Source organism: Actinoplanes sp. NPDC026619 (assembly GCF_040638295.1).
Taxonomy (GTDB): domain Bacteria; phylum Actinomycetota; class Actinomycetes; order Mycobacteriales; family Micromonosporaceae; genus Actinoplanes.
In genome coordinates, this window is the sequence record NZ_JBEZYA010000003.1 from 138,160 (window position 1) to 151,901 (window position 13,742).

Genomic DNA, 13,742 nt, shown 5'->3' on the forward strand with positions numbered 1-13,742 from the left:
CTTATTCGGTCCCATTGCGCCGATCCTGCACATCATTTCACTCTAGTCACACGAACCGCGAGCCCCGAAGGGACCGGAAATGCAGATCGGCGTGCCGACCGAGGTCAAGAACCACGAGTACCGGGTGGCCATCACCCCGGCCGGCGTGGCTGAGTTCGTCCGCCGCGGGCACCAGGTGCTCATCCAGGCGGGCGCCGGCACCGGCTCGGCGATCACCGACGACGACTACGCCACCGCGGGCGCCCGGATCGTTCCCGACGCCGACAGCGTGTGGGCGCAGGCCGACCTGCTGCTCAAGGTCAAGGAGCCGATCGCGTCGGAGTACCACCGGCTGCGCGCCGGCCAGGTTGTCTTCACCTACCTGCACCTGGCCGCCGACGCGGCCGGCACCAAGGCTCTGCTCGACAGCGGGACCACCGCCATCGCGTACGAGACGGTGCAGCTCACCGACGGTTCGCTGCCGCTGCTCGCCCCGATGTCCGAGGTGGCCGGCCGGCTCGCCCCGCAGGTCGGCGCGTACTCGCTGATGCGCAACTCCGGTGGCCGCGGCGTGCTCCCCGGCGGGGTCCCCGGCGTCAGCCCGGCCAAGGTCACCGTCATCGGCGGCGGCGTCTCGGGCGTCAACGCGGCCACCATCGCCCTCGGCATGGGCGCCGACGTGACCGTGCTCGACCTGAGCATCCCCCGGCTGCGGCAGATCGACGCCCAGTTCGGCGGCCGGGTCAAGACGCTGGTCTCCAGCTCGTACGCGATCGAGCAGTCGGTCCTCGAAGCCGACATGGTCATCGGCGCGGTGCTGGTGCCCGGCGCGAAGGCCCCGACGCTGGTCTCGAACGACCTCGTGAAGCGCATGAAGCCGGGCGCGGTGCTCGTCGACATCGCCATCGACCAGGGCGGCTGCTTCGAGGACTCGCACGCCACCACCCACGAGGACCCGATCTACCGGGTGCACGACGCCGTCTTCTACTGCGTCGCGAACATGCCCGGCGCGGTGCCGAACACCTCCACGTACGCCCTGACCAACGCCACCCTGCCGTACGCGCTCCGCCTCGCCGACCTCGGCTGGCAGACCGCGCTGTCGCAGGACCCGGCGCTCGCCCTCGGTCTCAACATCCACGCCGGCCAGCTCACGAACGCTTCGGTCGGCGAAGCGCTGGGCCTCCCTTCGGTCGAGGTCGCTTCGGTCCTCGCCTGACCCAGCCCGTAGCCGCCCGGAGCTCTTATGCTCCGGGCGGCTTTGCGTTCTAGAGGTATTTCTCGATCTGCGACAGGTCGGCCTCGCTGAGCCGGTCGGTGCTGGTGTTGGCCTGGTGCCAGAACGGGTAGCGCAGCGGCTCGCCGCTCACGTCGTCAAGAGCCTTGACCTCGTCGGCGGTCAGCACCAGATCGGCCGCGGCCAGGTTGTCGCGCAGCTGGTCATTCGTGCGCGCGCCCACGACCACCGAGGTCACGCCCGGCTTCTGCACGATGTACGCCAGGGCCACCTGCGCCGCCGACACCCCGTGCGACTCGCCGATCTTCACGGCCAGCTCGATCGTGTCGTACAGCTTGTCCTCGTCGTGCACCGGCGGCTCGGACCACTCGGACAGGTGCCGGCTGCCGGCCGGCGCGTCCACACCCCGGCGGTACTTGCCGGAGAGCAGGCCGCCCGCGATCGGGCTCCACACCAGGATGCCGACACCCTGGTCGATACACGCGGGCACGATCTCCGTCTCGACGTGCCGGCTGTGCAGCGAGTAGTAGATCTGAGTGCTCGCGAACCGCTCCAACTGCCGGGCGTCGGAGATGCCGAGCGCCTTGACCATCTGCCACGCCGCGTAGTTCGAACACCCCACGTAGCGCACCTTGCCGCTGCGCACCAGGTCGTCCAGCGCGGTCAGGGTCTCCTCGAGCGGGGTGTGCCCGTCCCACTCGTGCACCTGATAAAGGTCGATGTAATCGGTGCCGAGCCGGCGCAGGCTCGCCTCGGCGCCGCGGATGATGTGGTGCCGCGACAGGCCGGCGTCGTTGGGGCTGTCCCCCATCGGCATCCGCACCTTCGTCGCGATCAGCCAGTCCTCCCGGGAGTTGCCGAGCGCCTGCCCGACGATCTCCTCGGACAGGCCCGCCGAGTAGACGTCCGCGGTGTCGATCAGGTTGACCCCCGCGTCCTTCGCGATCGCGATCTCCTCGCGCGCCGCGTCGACGTCGAGATTGCCGACGGGCGTCGCCCAGCCGGTGCCGCCGAAACCCATCGTGCCCAGGGTGAATGTCGAAACTCTCAGGCCGGTCCGCCCGAGCTGCCGGTACTGCATCGTCATCGCCCTCTCTGCAGTGCATTCAACGCTTGCCAGCCTTCACCCGGCGGCCGCGCATTGTCCACCGAATGCGGTACCCGACCGACCGGGGTATATGTGCTTCACGAGACCCTTCGCCAAGTCCCCCGGATCGTTCGCCAACTCTCCGCGCGGTCTTCTGGAAGGGTCACGAAGTCCTCTGGAGCAGTCGTTTCGGCAAGGAGGCCGGTATGACGAATTCGTGGATGGCCGCCGGTGTGGCGGCAACGCTGGGCCTGGCCCCGGCGACGATGGGCACGACGTCGCCGTTCGGCGTCGCGGCAGCCGCGGTGCCCGGCGCGGTTTCTGCGCCCGGCGCCCCTGGTGTCGATGAGCAGTACCTTCCCGCGGACAAGGCCGGGCTGGTCACCTCCCGCACCACCGGCAGCAAGGTGTGGGCGACGGTGCAGTCCACCGGCGGGCTGGGCGAGATCTTCTATCCGACGCTGGGCGGGCCGGGCGCGCGGGCGCTCCGGTTCGTCGTCGCCGACCGGCACGGTCACGCCACCCTGGCCGCCTCGTCCGCCACGGTCACCGTGCGCACCTCACTCACCGACGAGCGCAGCCTCAGCTTCCGGCAGACGTTCACCGCGGGTGACGGTTCATGGCGGCTCACCGCGTCCTACGTGACCGATCCGGCCCACGACACCGTCCTGGTCGACCTGGACCTCGACGGCCGCGGCCGGGACCTCTACGCGATCTACGACCCCGCCCTCGCGAACACCCGCGGCAACGACTCCGGGCACACGGCCAGCGTGGCCCCCGCCGCCGGCCGTAACGGTACGGACGTGCTCGTCGCCACGGACGGCGACGTGTCCAGCGCGCTCGCCGCGAGCCCGGCCATCAGGGCCGCCTCCAGCGGCTATGCGCAAACCAGCGACGGCCTCACCGACCTGCTGGCCGACGGCCGGATGGACTGGCGCTACCGCGAAGCCGGCCCCGGCAACCTGGTGCAGACCGCCGCGCTGGCGCCACGCGTCACCCTCGCGCTCGGCTTCGGCTCCCCCTCAACCACCGCCACAGGCAATGCGACCCGCTCTGGCCGGTCGGGCGGCGAGAGCAGCGCGATCTTCGCGGCGACTTCCTCGCTGCGGAGCGGCTTCGGCCGCGTTTCCGGGCTTTATCGGTCCGGCTGGGGCCGGTACCTCGCCGGGCTGCGGCAGCCGCCGGCGTCGGTGTCCGGCGCGGCCGGCCGCCGGCTCTACCGCGTGTCCACGATGGTGCTCGCGGCAAGCGAGGACAAGACCCACCCCGGCGCGTACGTCGCCGCGCCCGCCTCGCCGTGGGCCTTCGGCCGGGACGACCCCTCCGGCCCCTACCACCTGGTGTGGTCCCGAGACCTCTATCAGATCGCGACCGGACTTCTGGCCGCCGGCGACCGCGCGGGCGCCACCCGTGCGCTGCACTTCCTGTTCACCGTCCAGCAGAAACCGGACGGTTCGTTCCCGCAGAACTCTCAGGTCGACGGCGCACCGGTGTGGGGTGGCCTGCAACTGGACGAGGTCGCCCTGCCGATCGTCCTCGCCTACCAGCTCGGCCGCACCGACCCGGACACCTGGTCACACGTGCGCCGCGCCGCCGACTTCCTGCTCGGCTTCACCCAGGACGGCTTCGCGGCGCCGTGGACCCCGCAGGAACGCTGGGAGAACCAGTCCGGCTGGTCCCCCGGCACCATCGCCGCCGAGATCGCCGGCCTGGTGTGCGCGGCGTCGCTGGCCCGGGCGAACGGCGATCCGGCCGCGTCGGCCCGATACCTGGCCACCGCCGACTCCTGGCGCGCCCGCCTCAAGTCGTGGACGGTGACCTCGACCGGCCCGTACTCACCGAAGCCGTATTTCCTTCGTCTGACCAAGGACGGCAATCCCGACGCCGGCACCACCTACCCGATCGGCGACAGCGGACCGGCCGCCGCCGACCAGCGCAGCGTGGTCGACCCCAGCTTCCTGGAGCTGGTCCGGCTGGGCGTGCTGCCCGCCTCGGATCCCGACATCCGCAACACCCTGTCGGTCATCGACGCCCAGCTGGGCGTCGACACCCCGAACGGCTTCTTCTGGCACCGGGCGTCGTTCGACGGCTACGGCGAGAAGGCCGACGGCAGCCCCTGGGACTACGGCCTGCCGGACGGCTCCCTGCTCACCCGCGGCCGGGCGTGGCCCCTGCTCAACGGCGAACGAGGCGAATATCAGCTGGCCGCGGGCTCACGCTCGGCCGCCCGCACCCAGCTGGCCACGATGACCCGGGCGACGAGCCCGACCGCCATGCTCCCCGAGCAGGTGTGGGACCAATATCCACCGGCCACCGCCCCCGGCACCCCCACCTTCTCGGCGACCCCGCTGACGTGGGCGCACGCCCAGTTCATCCGCCTGGCCTGGAACGTCCAGACCGGAAAGATCCTGGAGCAGCCGGCCGCGGCCGCCGACCGCTACCGGAGCTGAAAGCAGCTCACCGACGGCCGCGCTTGACGGCGGCGCTCGGCGGCACCGCGCTGGTCAGCCTCTCGGCCAGTCGAAGTCGAGAGCGCCGCCGGACCGTTCGAACTCGGCACGCCACCGGTGGTCGCCGGAGTGGAGCCGCCCGCCCGCCGCGCGAACGTCACCAACATCCCACCATCGTGTGCCCCGCCGATCGGACCGGCCAGCGAGTTACCGCTGCCCTTGGGAGGATGAGGAGATGCCCAGCGATACCGCGCATCCAGCCGAACGCATCAACCGCCCGGCCGCCGACGTCTACGCCTACGTCGCCGACCCCCGGCACATCACGGACTGGGCGCCCGGCCTCGGCGGAGAGGTCGAGCAGATCGACGGCGAGTGGTTCGTCGACACCCCGGGCGGCCAGGTGAAGGTGGAGTTCGCCCCGCCGAACGACTACGGCGTGCTCGACCACCACGTGACGTTCCCGAACGGCGACGGCTTCGACAATCCGCTGCGAGTCGTCCCGTACGGCGAAGGCTCGGAGATCGTCTTCAGCGTGCGCCGCACGCCCGGCGTCTCCGACGCCGACTTCGCCCGCGACACCGACGCGGTCGCCGCCGACCTGGTCCGCCTGAAGAAGATTCTCGAGTCCAGCTGACGCCCGCCGGGCCAGGCCGGCCGTGGCCGCGATGCCCAGTCCGGCCAGGTAGTTGCCGATGTTCGACGGGCCGGCGATCTTCGGCCGCGGGTTCAGGCCGTGCCGGCGGGCGGCGTCCAGGATCGCCGCCGGCAACTTCCGCACCGTCGTGGTCAACCAGGACGCGCGGCGACAGCCCCCGCCCCCGCAACCACCGATCGAGTACGCCGATGACCGCCCCGTAGGCATCGACCCCGCCACGGCTGGGCGCCGCCACCAGCTCCGTCACCAGCCGCAGAACCGAAGCGCCACCATCACCCGTGCCCACCCTCGCAGTCTGCCGGGACACCCCGGAGACCGACGCCGGCCACGCAGCGGCGGGTCAGGGGCGGATGTCGCGTGCCTCGGCCAGCAGGAAGGCGGCGACCGCGTCGAACGGCTCGAGGGAGCGCTCCGCCCGCGACAGCACCACGGCGCCTTCGCTGGCTGCGACCAAGGTTGTCGCGAAAGGCACCGGGGACGGGTGGCCGCCGGCTGCCAGGAGCGTGGCCAGTTGGTCGCGCCAGGAGCGGAAGACGGTGGCTGCGCGGTCGAGCATGTCGTCCGAGCGGGCGGCCACCGTGACGGCGAGGACGGCGCAGCCGGCTGTGGTGTCGCTCTGGACGAGCAACTCCCGCCACAGGCCGAGGTACCGCTCGGTCACCTGGGCCGGGCTCGCCCCGGTCAGCCCGGCGAGGCCGCGGATCGTGTCGTCGCCGGCGGTGTCGAGCGCGGCCGCCACCAGTTGGTCCTTGCCGCCCGGGAAGTGGTGATAGATCGAGCCGCGCGGCGTCCCGGTCGCCTGCAGCACCTCGGCGAACGACGTGCCCTGCAACCCCTGCCGGGCCAGTAGCCGCACCGCCCCGTCGATCATCCGTTCCCGCACGCCGTCGACCACGCGCCGCACCTCCGCTTTCCCCGATACCGGCCGCCCAGCGCACACCCTCTAAAGCGTCCTAGGAGGCTAGGTATCCGAGGTGCTTCACCGTCGTCCTTTGTGGATCAATTTGACAGGCACGTTACGACCTGGTGGCAAACTCCGCACGGCCGCCCCCGCGAAAGATCATCCGAACCCGTTCGGAGGAAGGATCGAGATTTCGGCACCCTCGGGTCGTTGAGCAGTTGGTGCGGGACTTCCTGGAACGACGCGGCATGGACATGGCCCTGATCGCGGGCCTGATGATCTTCTACGGGCTGTTCATCGGGGTGGCGCTCAGCCGGTCGTGACGAAGGCCGGAACCGGGCGACGAGGGCTCAGCCCAGGGGGCATTTCACTTCGTACTGGCTGACCGTCGCCCCGGTCGACGGCCCCGGGCAGATGAACTGCTCGAAGCGGGTGTCGGCATCCACGAAGCGCTTCAGCCAGGCCACGCTGGTCGACGCGATCGTGGTGTTCGGAATGTTCGGCGCGAAGTGCGACGCGCCGGTCAACTCGAGCCGGATGCTCGCCGCCGACGGCGCCGGGCCCCGCTGGAACGAGTTGGTCGCGGCGTCGGCCCGCGGGATCAGGGTGACGGCGGCGGCAGCGAGCGCCAGGCCCGCGGCGGCACCGGCGATGGTGCGGAGCTTCCTCATGTGCTTCTCGCCCCGATGGATCCGATGGCCGCTGATACGGCCCGCATTCGGCTGCCGGTCGAATTCCGGAGCGCTCCTGAGACAGCCGTCGCACGTGCGGAAATCGCGTTGAACCGAATCCCTCGTGGCGGTGTTAACCGAAGTCCAACCACGATTCCCGGAGGGATAAAACGGACAGGAAATCGCGCCGGGTGGTCGCTCACGGCGATGTCGTGCGGGGGGCCGTGCGTCAATTCGGATCACACGGATCACTGGACATGGATCTGCTGGCCGCGCAATTGGCGGTCAGCCGGGCCACCCTTTACCGGGTCGCGGGCAGCCGGGACGCGCTGCTCGGCAATGCGCTCTGGGCGCTCGGTGACCGGCTCCTCGGCCAGGCCCGCGCGACCCGGCGCGAACGCGGGACGGACGGGGTGATCGAGGTGTCCCGCCGCTTCTACGACCGGATGCGCGCGTCCCGGCCGATGCGCTGCTTCGTCGACTCCGAACCGCAGACCGCCGCCCGGGTGCTGTTCACTCCCTCGGGTGAGGTGCACCGCCGGGCGATCCTGGTGCAGCGCGACATCTTCGTCGAGACCGGCGCCGGCGCCGCGTCGCCCGACCTGTTCGGGCTCGCCTTCCTCTACGTGCGGATCATGGAGTCGGTGCTCTACAGCGAGCTGTTCAGCGGCAGCGACGTGGAGTTCCGGATCGCCGAGCGAGCGCTGCGCGCGCTGCTGGACGGCTGAACTCCGGTCCCGTCCGGCCGGGCGTGGCTACGATGTTCACAATCCCGGCAAAATACATGTGTCGGACGTATAGGGCCAGCTCACGGGGGTAGGCGTAACTCATGGTGACGGCTACGACGACCCGGTTCCCGGTCGCGGGCACCGAGCTCGAGGGCGACCTCCACCTGCCCCGCAACGCCCACGGCGTGGTGGCCTTCGCGCACGGCAGCGGCAGCACCCGGCACAGCCCGCGCAACCGGCGCGTGGCCGCCGAGCTGAACCGGCGCGGCCTCGGCACCCTGCTGGTCGACCTGCTCACCCACGAGGAGGAGGTCGATGACGTGCACACCAGCCACCTGCGGTTCGACATCGGGCTGCTCGCCGAGCGGCTGATCGGCCTGGTCGACTGGCTCGCCGTCCAGCCGCAGACGCGCAGCCTGCCGGTCGGGCTCTTCGGCGCCAGCACCGGCGCGGCGGCCGCGCTGGTCGCCGCGGCGGCCCGGCCCGACGAGGTGCACGCCGTGGTCTCCCGGGGCGGCCGGCCCGACCTGGCCGGCCCCGCGCTCGTCGAGGTGAAGGCGCCCACGCTGCTCATCGTCGGCGAACGGGACTTCCCGGTGGCCGAGCTCAACGAGCAGGCCCGCGACGCCATGACGGCGGATGCGCAGCTGCGCATCGTGCCGGGCGCGTCGCACCTGTTCGAGGAGGCCGGCACGCTCGACACCGTCGCCGAGGAGGCGGGCACGTGGTTCGCCACGCACCTGCGCTGATGACCGGCCTTACGGGCGGCGCTTGACCTTCCACCAGAACGTGGGCTCGGTCGTGGCTGCGTCTGTCGCCAGATCCACCCGTACACCCGAAGCCTGAACCGCACCGACCACCTGGCCGGAGGTGACCCCGGAGCCCGGCGCCGCGGTGGTGGTGGTGACCTTGATCGTGAGGCCCGGCCAGCCGATGACCTTGAGCGGGATCGCCGGGCTGACCGTGACCACCGAGCCCCAGGCCGTTTTGACCTTGCCGACCGTTTTGTCAGCCAGCAGGGTGTATTCCTTGACGATGTTCCGGACGGATTTGAGCAGTTTGCGAACGGCGGCGTTGACGTTCGCGAGCTGCTCCGGGGTGTGCGCGCCGGGCTGGTTGAAGACCGCGCCGATGACCGTCAGTGTCTTGCCGCCGACCGAGAGGTGCGCGGCGAAGACCAGGTTGCCGCCGGCCTCCCCGGTGGAGCCGGTCTTGATGCCGAAGACGCCCTGTTCACCCAGCAGATCGTTGTAGTTCTTGATCTTGCCGGCGACCGGGATGTCCGCGCTCGGCAACGCCACGATGTCGGCGAACACCTCGTCCTTGAGCGCCGCGCGGGCGAGCGCGACCTGGTCGGCGGCGGTGCTCACGGTGGTGGGCAGATAACCGGACGGATCGGTGTAATGCGTGCCGGTCATGCCGAGTTCCTCGGCCGCGTCGTTCATCTTCTCCAGGAACGCGTCCTGCGACCCGGCGTCCCAGACGCCGAGCATGTGCGCGACGTTGTTGGCCGACGGCAGCATCAGCGCCTCGAGGGCGTCCCGCTCGGTCATCCGCTCCCCCGCGGTCACCGGCACGAGCGACTGCCCCAGCGGGATCCGGGCCTGGTAATCGGCCACGTCCGCGCTGGTCACCGTGATGGTCGGCCCGTCCTCGTCGCCGCTGAGCGGATGGTTCTTCAGGATCAGGTAGGCGGTCATCACCTTGGCGACGCTGCCGATCGGCTCGGCGTCGTTGTCCCCCGACCCGCCGAGCCGCCCCATCCCCTCGATGAGCAGCTCCGCCGACCCCTTCGACGGCCACGGGATGTTCGGCAGCGCCCCCGGGATCTTCAGCCCGGCCGCGATGTCGGTGGTGAGGGCGGCGGCCGGGAGCGCCCGGTGCAGCTGAGCGGCAACACCCCCACCACCAAGAGCCAGCAGGAGTACGACCGGAAGCAGCACCGCCAGAAGAAGCCGCTTCCGCCGGCGCGGCTCCCTGACGGCCGGCCCGCCCGGCGCGGCCGGCGGCGGCCCCTGGACCGGCGCACCGACCGAGGCCCGCCCGGCCGCCTGCGGCACCTGCCCCACCGACTGCACCGGCCCGACCCGCGGCATCAGCTCGGTCCGCGGCTCCGGCGCGACCCGCGGCATCAGCTCCGTCCGCGGCGCCGGCCCGGACGGCGGCAGTTTCACCGTGGCTTCCCCGGGGCGCGCGGCGGGCGGGCTCGCGGGGGCCGGCTGACTGCCGTACACCTGCCCTGGGGGTTGTCTCGGCGCCGGCGGCGTGCTCGCCGGAGTGACCCGCGCGGAGCCTTTCGCGGGCAGCGAAGCCTGGCCACCGCCACTGTCTTCCGGCGTGGTCTCGTTGCCCGGCCCCGTCATCAACCCGCTCCTCACCCGGCCCGGACCAGCCCGGGCGCCTGACCAGTATTCCCGGACCGCGCCAATACTCTTGTCAGCCGTCCGATTGACCGCTGAACCTACGTCCGCTACCTGTGGTACACGCCGGCAACGCCAGCAACAGGAGACTCGGATGATCGCCGTTACTCCGCCACAAATCCACCCCGCTACTACTGCGCGCAACGCCCACCTGGCTCTTTGGATATTTTTGGGTGCCAACCTGGTGATCGTCGAGCTGATGTTCGCCACCCCGGCGACGCCCGCTCATAACACGCTGACCTCGATCGGGCGCTTCTTCGGCCTGCACCTCGCGTTCGTGATGGCCCTGCAACTGCTGCTCGTGGCCCGTCTGCCGTTCCTCGACCGGCGCATCGGCATGGACAAGCTGACCACCTGGCACCGCTGGACCGGCTTCACCCTGTTCTGGCTGGTCCTGCTGCATCCGACGTTCGTGATGCTGGGCTACGCGAAGCTCGACAAGATCTCGTTCTTCGGCGAGATCCCCAACCTGGCCAAGCAGATGCCGGTGCTGCTCGGCATGATCGCCGCCGGGCTCCTGGTCGTGGTGGCCGCGCTATCCGTGCGCCTGGCCCGGCGGCGCGTCTCCTACGAGCTGTGGCACACCGTGCACCTGCTGGTCTACGCGATCGTCACGCTCGGCATCGTCCACCAGGTCTACGAGGGCTCCGCGTTCAAGTCCAACGCCCTCACCCAGGTGTACTGGTGGGGCCTCTGGGCGTTCGCCCTCGGCGCGCTGCTGGTCGGCCGCTTCTTCGTGCCGCTCGTCCGCAACGCCCGCCACCAGCTAAAAGTCGCCGCGGTCGTGCCCGAGGCCGACGACGTGGTCTCGGTCTACCTCACCGGGCGCGACCTCGGCCGGCTCGACGCCCGGGCCGGCCAGTTCTTCCTGTGGCGGTTCCTCGGTCACAACCGGTGGTGGCAGGTCAACCCGTTCTCACTCTCCGCAGCGCCGGACGGCCGATCGCTGCGCCTCACGGCGAAGGGCATCGGCACGACCAGCGCCGGGTTGCGCGACCTGCCGATCGGCACGCGGGTGTTCGCCGAAGGCCCGTACGGCGCGTTCACCGCCGGTCAGCGCGTGACCTCGAAGACGCTGCTGATCGCCGGCGGCATCGGGGTGACGCCGATCCGGTCCCTGCTGGAGGACGAACAGCTGACCGGCGACATCGTGGTGCTGTACCGGGTGCGCGACCGGGCCGAGGCGGTGCTGCTGGGCGAGATGACCAACATCGCGTCCATCCGCGGCGCCCGGCTGGAGCTGCTGACCGGCCGGACCACCGAGGGCAACGAGCCGTTCAGCCCGCCGAGCCTGCTGCAGCGGGTGCCGGACATCGCCGAGCGGGACGTGTTCGTCTGCGGCCCGGCCCGGATGACCGACGCGGTGCTGCAGAGCCTGCGCGAACTGAAGGTGCCGGCCCGGCAGCAGCACGCGGAGACGTTCCGCCTGGCGAGCTGACTCGCCCCCGATGGTGGCTGCCTGCTCGTCCAGCTGGGGGTTTGCCCCGGGCGAGTAGGGTGCCGCGGGTGATCAAGGTGTCGCGGCGCCGGCTCGTGCTCGGTGTCGTCTGCGCGGCGCTGGTGGTGCTGCCGGCCGCCGGCGGCTGGAGCGCGGGCCGGGCCTTGCGGCCGGCCGCCGGGCGCAGCGCTTCCGCCTCGCCGCCCGCCGTGCTGCCGGCGCCGTCCTATGTGGGGCCGACGCTCGACACCGCCACTCCTGGCGGGCCGGTGGGCGTCACGTCCGGCATGCCGGTCACGACGTCGGCGCTGCCCGCCCCGGTCGGGTGGAAGCTCAGCGACGTGCCGCAGTTCCTGCCGCCGCCCGCGCCGGAGCCGATCGTCCTGCCGCCGGGCGATCAGGTGCCGTTCCTGTCCCGGGTGCCGGTGACCCAGCCGGTGGCGTTCCTGACGATCGACGACGGCTATCTGAAGAACCCGGAGGCGGAGAAACTGTTCGCCGCGGCGCACATCCCGGTCACGCTGTTCCTGACCACGGACGCCATTGCGGACGATCCGGCGTTCTTCGATCGGCTGCGCGGTTATGGCGCCGTGATCGAGGCACACACGGTTTCACACCCGGAGCTGGCCGGCCGGTCGTACGTCTTTCAGAAGCACCAGATCTGCGACGGCGCCGACCGCCTCGGCCAGTGGTACGGACGCCGGCCGGTGCTGTTCCGCCCACCGTTCGGGGACAAGGACTCGACGACGCTGCGGGTCGCCAAGGAATGCGGGATGACGGCGGCCTTCATGTGGAAGGAGACCGTCGACAAAGGCAAGGTTCGCTATCAGGAAGGCAAGGTCGTCCAGCCCGGCGACATCATCCTGATGCATTTCCGGCCGGCCTTCGTGAAGGATTTCCTGGCCGCGCTGAAAGCCATCCACCGGGCCGGTCTAACACCGGCCCTGCTGGAGGATTACGTGCCGGACGCGTCCCTCGGCAGCGCCCCGGTCGTGTCATCCGCGCCGGATCACCCGGGCGGGCCGTGTCATCCGCACCGACGGATCACCCTGGCGGCGGAGCAGCGACCCGTCACGACCCCGGCGTCGGCTAGCGCCTCCCATCGGCGTCCTGGCCGATCCGAGACCCCGATTTCCTTGGAATCGGGCCCTTATCCGGGCCTGAGACCCGATTTCAAGGAAATCGGGATCATCTCGGCCGCGGGTCGCCGCCGCATCCTCGGTGAGGACCCACCGCCGCGGGGCCACGCGGCCTACCCCCTCTCCGCCGTTCCGATCGGCAGATTCGGCAGCCGCTGCGGGTCGTTGAGCACGTCGATGGTGGCGATCCGGCCGTCGCGCACTGTGAACGCCATGACGGCGAGGGTCCGGTCACCGGCCCGCACGACGATCCCGGCCGCACCGTTGACCAGCACGGGCATGACGAAACCGGCAAGGCTGCGGTAACCGGTCGCCTGGCCGGCCACGTCGCGGGCGCCGCGCAGCAGCACGGTGAAGTGCGGCCGGCCGGGCCCGCCGTCGGCGCGCAGCACCACCTCCGGGTGCAGCACCGCGAGGAGGGCGTCGAAGTCGCCGTCACGGGCCGCGGCGAAGAACGCGTCGACGGCCGCGCGCTGCCGGACCAGGTCGGGCTCCGGGACGGGCGCCTCGTCCCGCACCCGGCGGCGGCCCCGGCTGGCCAGTTGCCGCGCGGCGGCCGGTGTGCGTTCCAGCAGAGCCGCGACGTCGTCGAACGGCACCGCGAACATGTCGTGCAGCACGAACGCCAGGCGCTCGTCGGGGGTCAGCGAGCCGAGCACGACCAGCAAGGCGAAGCCGACCGCGTCGGCGAGCAGCGCCTGCTGCTCGGGGTCGGGGCCGGCGGCGGGACTCACCACCGGGTCGGGCAGGCGAAGCTCGGACAGGGCCGGCTCGGACAGGGCGAGCTCGGGACGGGACTGCCGGGCACGCAACAGGTTGAGGCAGACCCGGCCGACGATCGTGGTGAGCCAGCCCGGCACGTTGCGCACCCCGCCGACGCCGGCCTGATCGGCGCGCAGCCAGGCCTCCTGGACGGCGTCGTCAGCCTCGGCGAGAGACCCGAGCATCCGGTACGCCACCGCGCGCAGCCGCGGCCGCTCCGCCTCGAACTCCTCGGTCAGCGTGTGCATCCGTCACATTCTCCGGCCGGCGCGTGTCAT

11 protein-coding genes and 1 pseudogene are annotated in these 13,742 nt (G+C 71.2%); 7 read left to right on the top strand and 5 right to left on the bottom strand.

Going from position 1 to position 13,742, the window contains the following annotated elements:
• Window positions 1–79 precede the first annotated feature (79 nt).
• Entirely contained in the window at window positions 80–1,195 is a 1,116-nt protein-coding gene (gene ald / locus AB0E90_RS09070; RefSeq protein WP_360401746.1) for an alanine dehydrogenase, read from the top strand.
• A 49-nt stretch (window positions 1,196–1,244) separates the two neighbouring features.
• Here ald and AB0E90_RS09075 read toward each other — a convergent pair whose 3' ends face one another.
• Window positions 1,245–2,300 carry an aldo/keto reductase gene (locus AB0E90_RS09075; RefSeq protein ID WP_360401749.1) on the bottom strand — a complete coding sequence of 352 codons (1,056 nt, stop codon included), beginning with the start codon at window positions 2,298–2,300 and terminating at the stop codon, window positions 1,245–1,247.
• Between the two features lie 206 nt (window positions 2,301–2,506).
• Between AB0E90_RS09075 and AB0E90_RS09080 the strand changes: the two genes are divergently transcribed.
• Window positions 2,507–4,750 (top strand): glycoside hydrolase family 15 protein, encoded by a 2,244-nt coding sequence (locus tag AB0E90_RS09080; protein ID WP_360401752.1) that lies wholly within the window; start codon window positions 2,507–2,509, stop codon window positions 4,748–4,750.
• Between the two features lie 235 nt (window positions 4,751–4,985).
• Window positions 4,986–5,384 carry an SRPBCC family protein gene (locus tag AB0E90_RS09085; RefSeq protein ID WP_360401755.1) on the top strand — a complete coding sequence of 133 codons (399 nt, stop codon included), beginning with the start codon at window positions 4,986–4,988 and terminating at the stop codon, window positions 5,382–5,384.
• A 361-nt stretch (window positions 5,385–5,745) separates the two neighbouring features.
• Here the strand turns inward: AB0E90_RS09085 and AB0E90_RS09090 are convergent, their stop codons facing one another.
• Window positions 5,746–6,300, bottom strand: coding sequence for a TetR/AcrR family transcriptional regulator (locus tag AB0E90_RS09090; protein ID WP_360401758.1), 555 nt, complete (start codon window positions 6,298–6,300; stop codon window positions 5,746–5,748).
• 356 nt (window positions 6,301–6,656) lie between these two features.
• Window positions 6,657–6,977, bottom strand: coding sequence for a hypothetical protein (locus tag AB0E90_RS09095; RefSeq protein ID WP_360401761.1), 321 nt, complete (start codon window positions 6,975–6,977; stop codon window positions 6,657–6,659).
• A gap of 257 nt (window positions 6,978–7,234) precedes the next feature.
• Here AB0E90_RS09095 and AB0E90_RS09100 point away from each other — a divergent pair, with 257 nt between their 5' ends.
• Both AB0E90_RS09100 and AB0E90_RS09105 read left to right on the top strand, forming a co-directional pair.
• On the top strand, window positions 7,235–7,705 hold the full coding sequence (locus AB0E90_RS09100) for a QsdR family transcriptional regulator (RefSeq protein WP_360401764.1): 471 nt from the start codon (window positions 7,235–7,237) through the stop codon (window positions 7,703–7,705).
• A 101-nt stretch (window positions 7,706–7,806) separates the two neighbouring features.
• On the top strand, window positions 7,807–8,454 hold the full coding sequence (locus AB0E90_RS09105; protein ID WP_360401767.1) for an alpha/beta family hydrolase: 648 nt from the start codon (window positions 7,807–7,809) through the stop codon (window positions 8,452–8,454).
• Between the two features lie 9 nt (window positions 8,455–8,463).
• Here AB0E90_RS09105 and AB0E90_RS09110 read toward each other — a convergent pair whose 3' ends face one another.
• Window positions 8,464–9,879, bottom strand: coding sequence for a D-alanyl-D-alanine carboxypeptidase (locus tag AB0E90_RS09110; RefSeq protein WP_360401770.1), 1,416 nt, complete (start codon window positions 9,877–9,879; stop codon window positions 8,464–8,466).
• A gap of 340 nt (window positions 9,880–10,219) precedes the next feature.
• Between AB0E90_RS09110 and AB0E90_RS09115 the strand changes: the two genes are divergently transcribed.
• Together AB0E90_RS09115 and AB0E90_RS09120 are read left to right on the top strand one after the other, a co-directional pair.
• Window positions 10,220–11,563: a ferredoxin reductase family protein gene (locus AB0E90_RS09115; RefSeq protein ID WP_360401773.1), complete on the top strand. Its 1,344-nt coding sequence runs from the start codon at window positions 10,220–10,222 to the stop codon at window positions 11,561–11,563.
• Window positions 11,564–11,850: 287 nt separating this feature from the next.
• A pseudogene (locus AB0E90_RS09120) lies at window positions 11,851–12,333 on the top strand (polysaccharide deacetylase family protein); the annotation flags it as partial.
• 482 nt (window positions 12,334–12,815) lie between these two features.
• Here the strand turns inward: AB0E90_RS09120 and AB0E90_RS09125 are convergent.
• Window positions 12,816–13,712, bottom strand: a complete 897-nt coding sequence (locus AB0E90_RS09125; protein ID WP_360401776.1) for a sigma-70 family RNA polymerase sigma factor — start codon at window positions 13,710–13,712, stop codon at window positions 12,816–12,818.
• Window positions 13,713–13,742 lie beyond the last annotated feature (30 nt).

Excerpts from the sequence above, each read along its gene's own strand:
- AB0E90_RS09085 (WP_360401755.1), top strand. The coding sequence starts at position 4,986 with ATGCCCAGCGATACCGCGCATCCAGCCGAACGCATCAACCGCCCGGCC.
- AB0E90_RS09125 (WP_360401776.1), bottom strand. The coding sequence starts at position 13,712 with ATGCACACGCTGACCGAGGAGTTCGAGGCGGAGCGGCCGCGGCTGCGC.
- AB0E90_RS09095 (WP_360401761.1), bottom strand. The coding sequence starts at position 6,977 with ATGAGGAAGCTCCGCACCATCGCCGGTGCCGCCGCGGGCCTGGCGCTC.
- ald (WP_360401746.1), top strand. The coding sequence starts at position 80 with ATGCAGATCGGCGTGCCGACCGAGGTCAAGAACCACGAGTACCGGGTG.
- AB0E90_RS09080 (WP_360401752.1), top strand. The coding sequence starts at position 2,507 with ATGACGAATTCGTGGATGGCCGCCGGTGTGGCGGCAACGCTGGGCCTG.
- AB0E90_RS09115 (WP_360401773.1), top strand. The coding sequence starts at position 10,220 with ATGATCGCCGTTACTCCGCCACAAATCCACCCCGCTACTACTGCGCGC.
- AB0E90_RS09075 (WP_360401749.1), bottom strand. The coding sequence starts at position 2,300 with ATGACGATGCAGTACCGGCAGCTCGGGCGGACCGGCCTGAGAGTTTCG.
- AB0E90_RS09105 (WP_360401767.1), top strand. The coding sequence starts at position 7,807 with ATGGTGACGGCTACGACGACCCGGTTCCCGGTCGCGGGCACCGAGCTC.
- AB0E90_RS09100 (WP_360401764.1), top strand. The coding sequence starts at position 7,235 with ATGGATCTGCTGGCCGCGCAATTGGCGGTCAGCCGGGCCACCCTTTAC.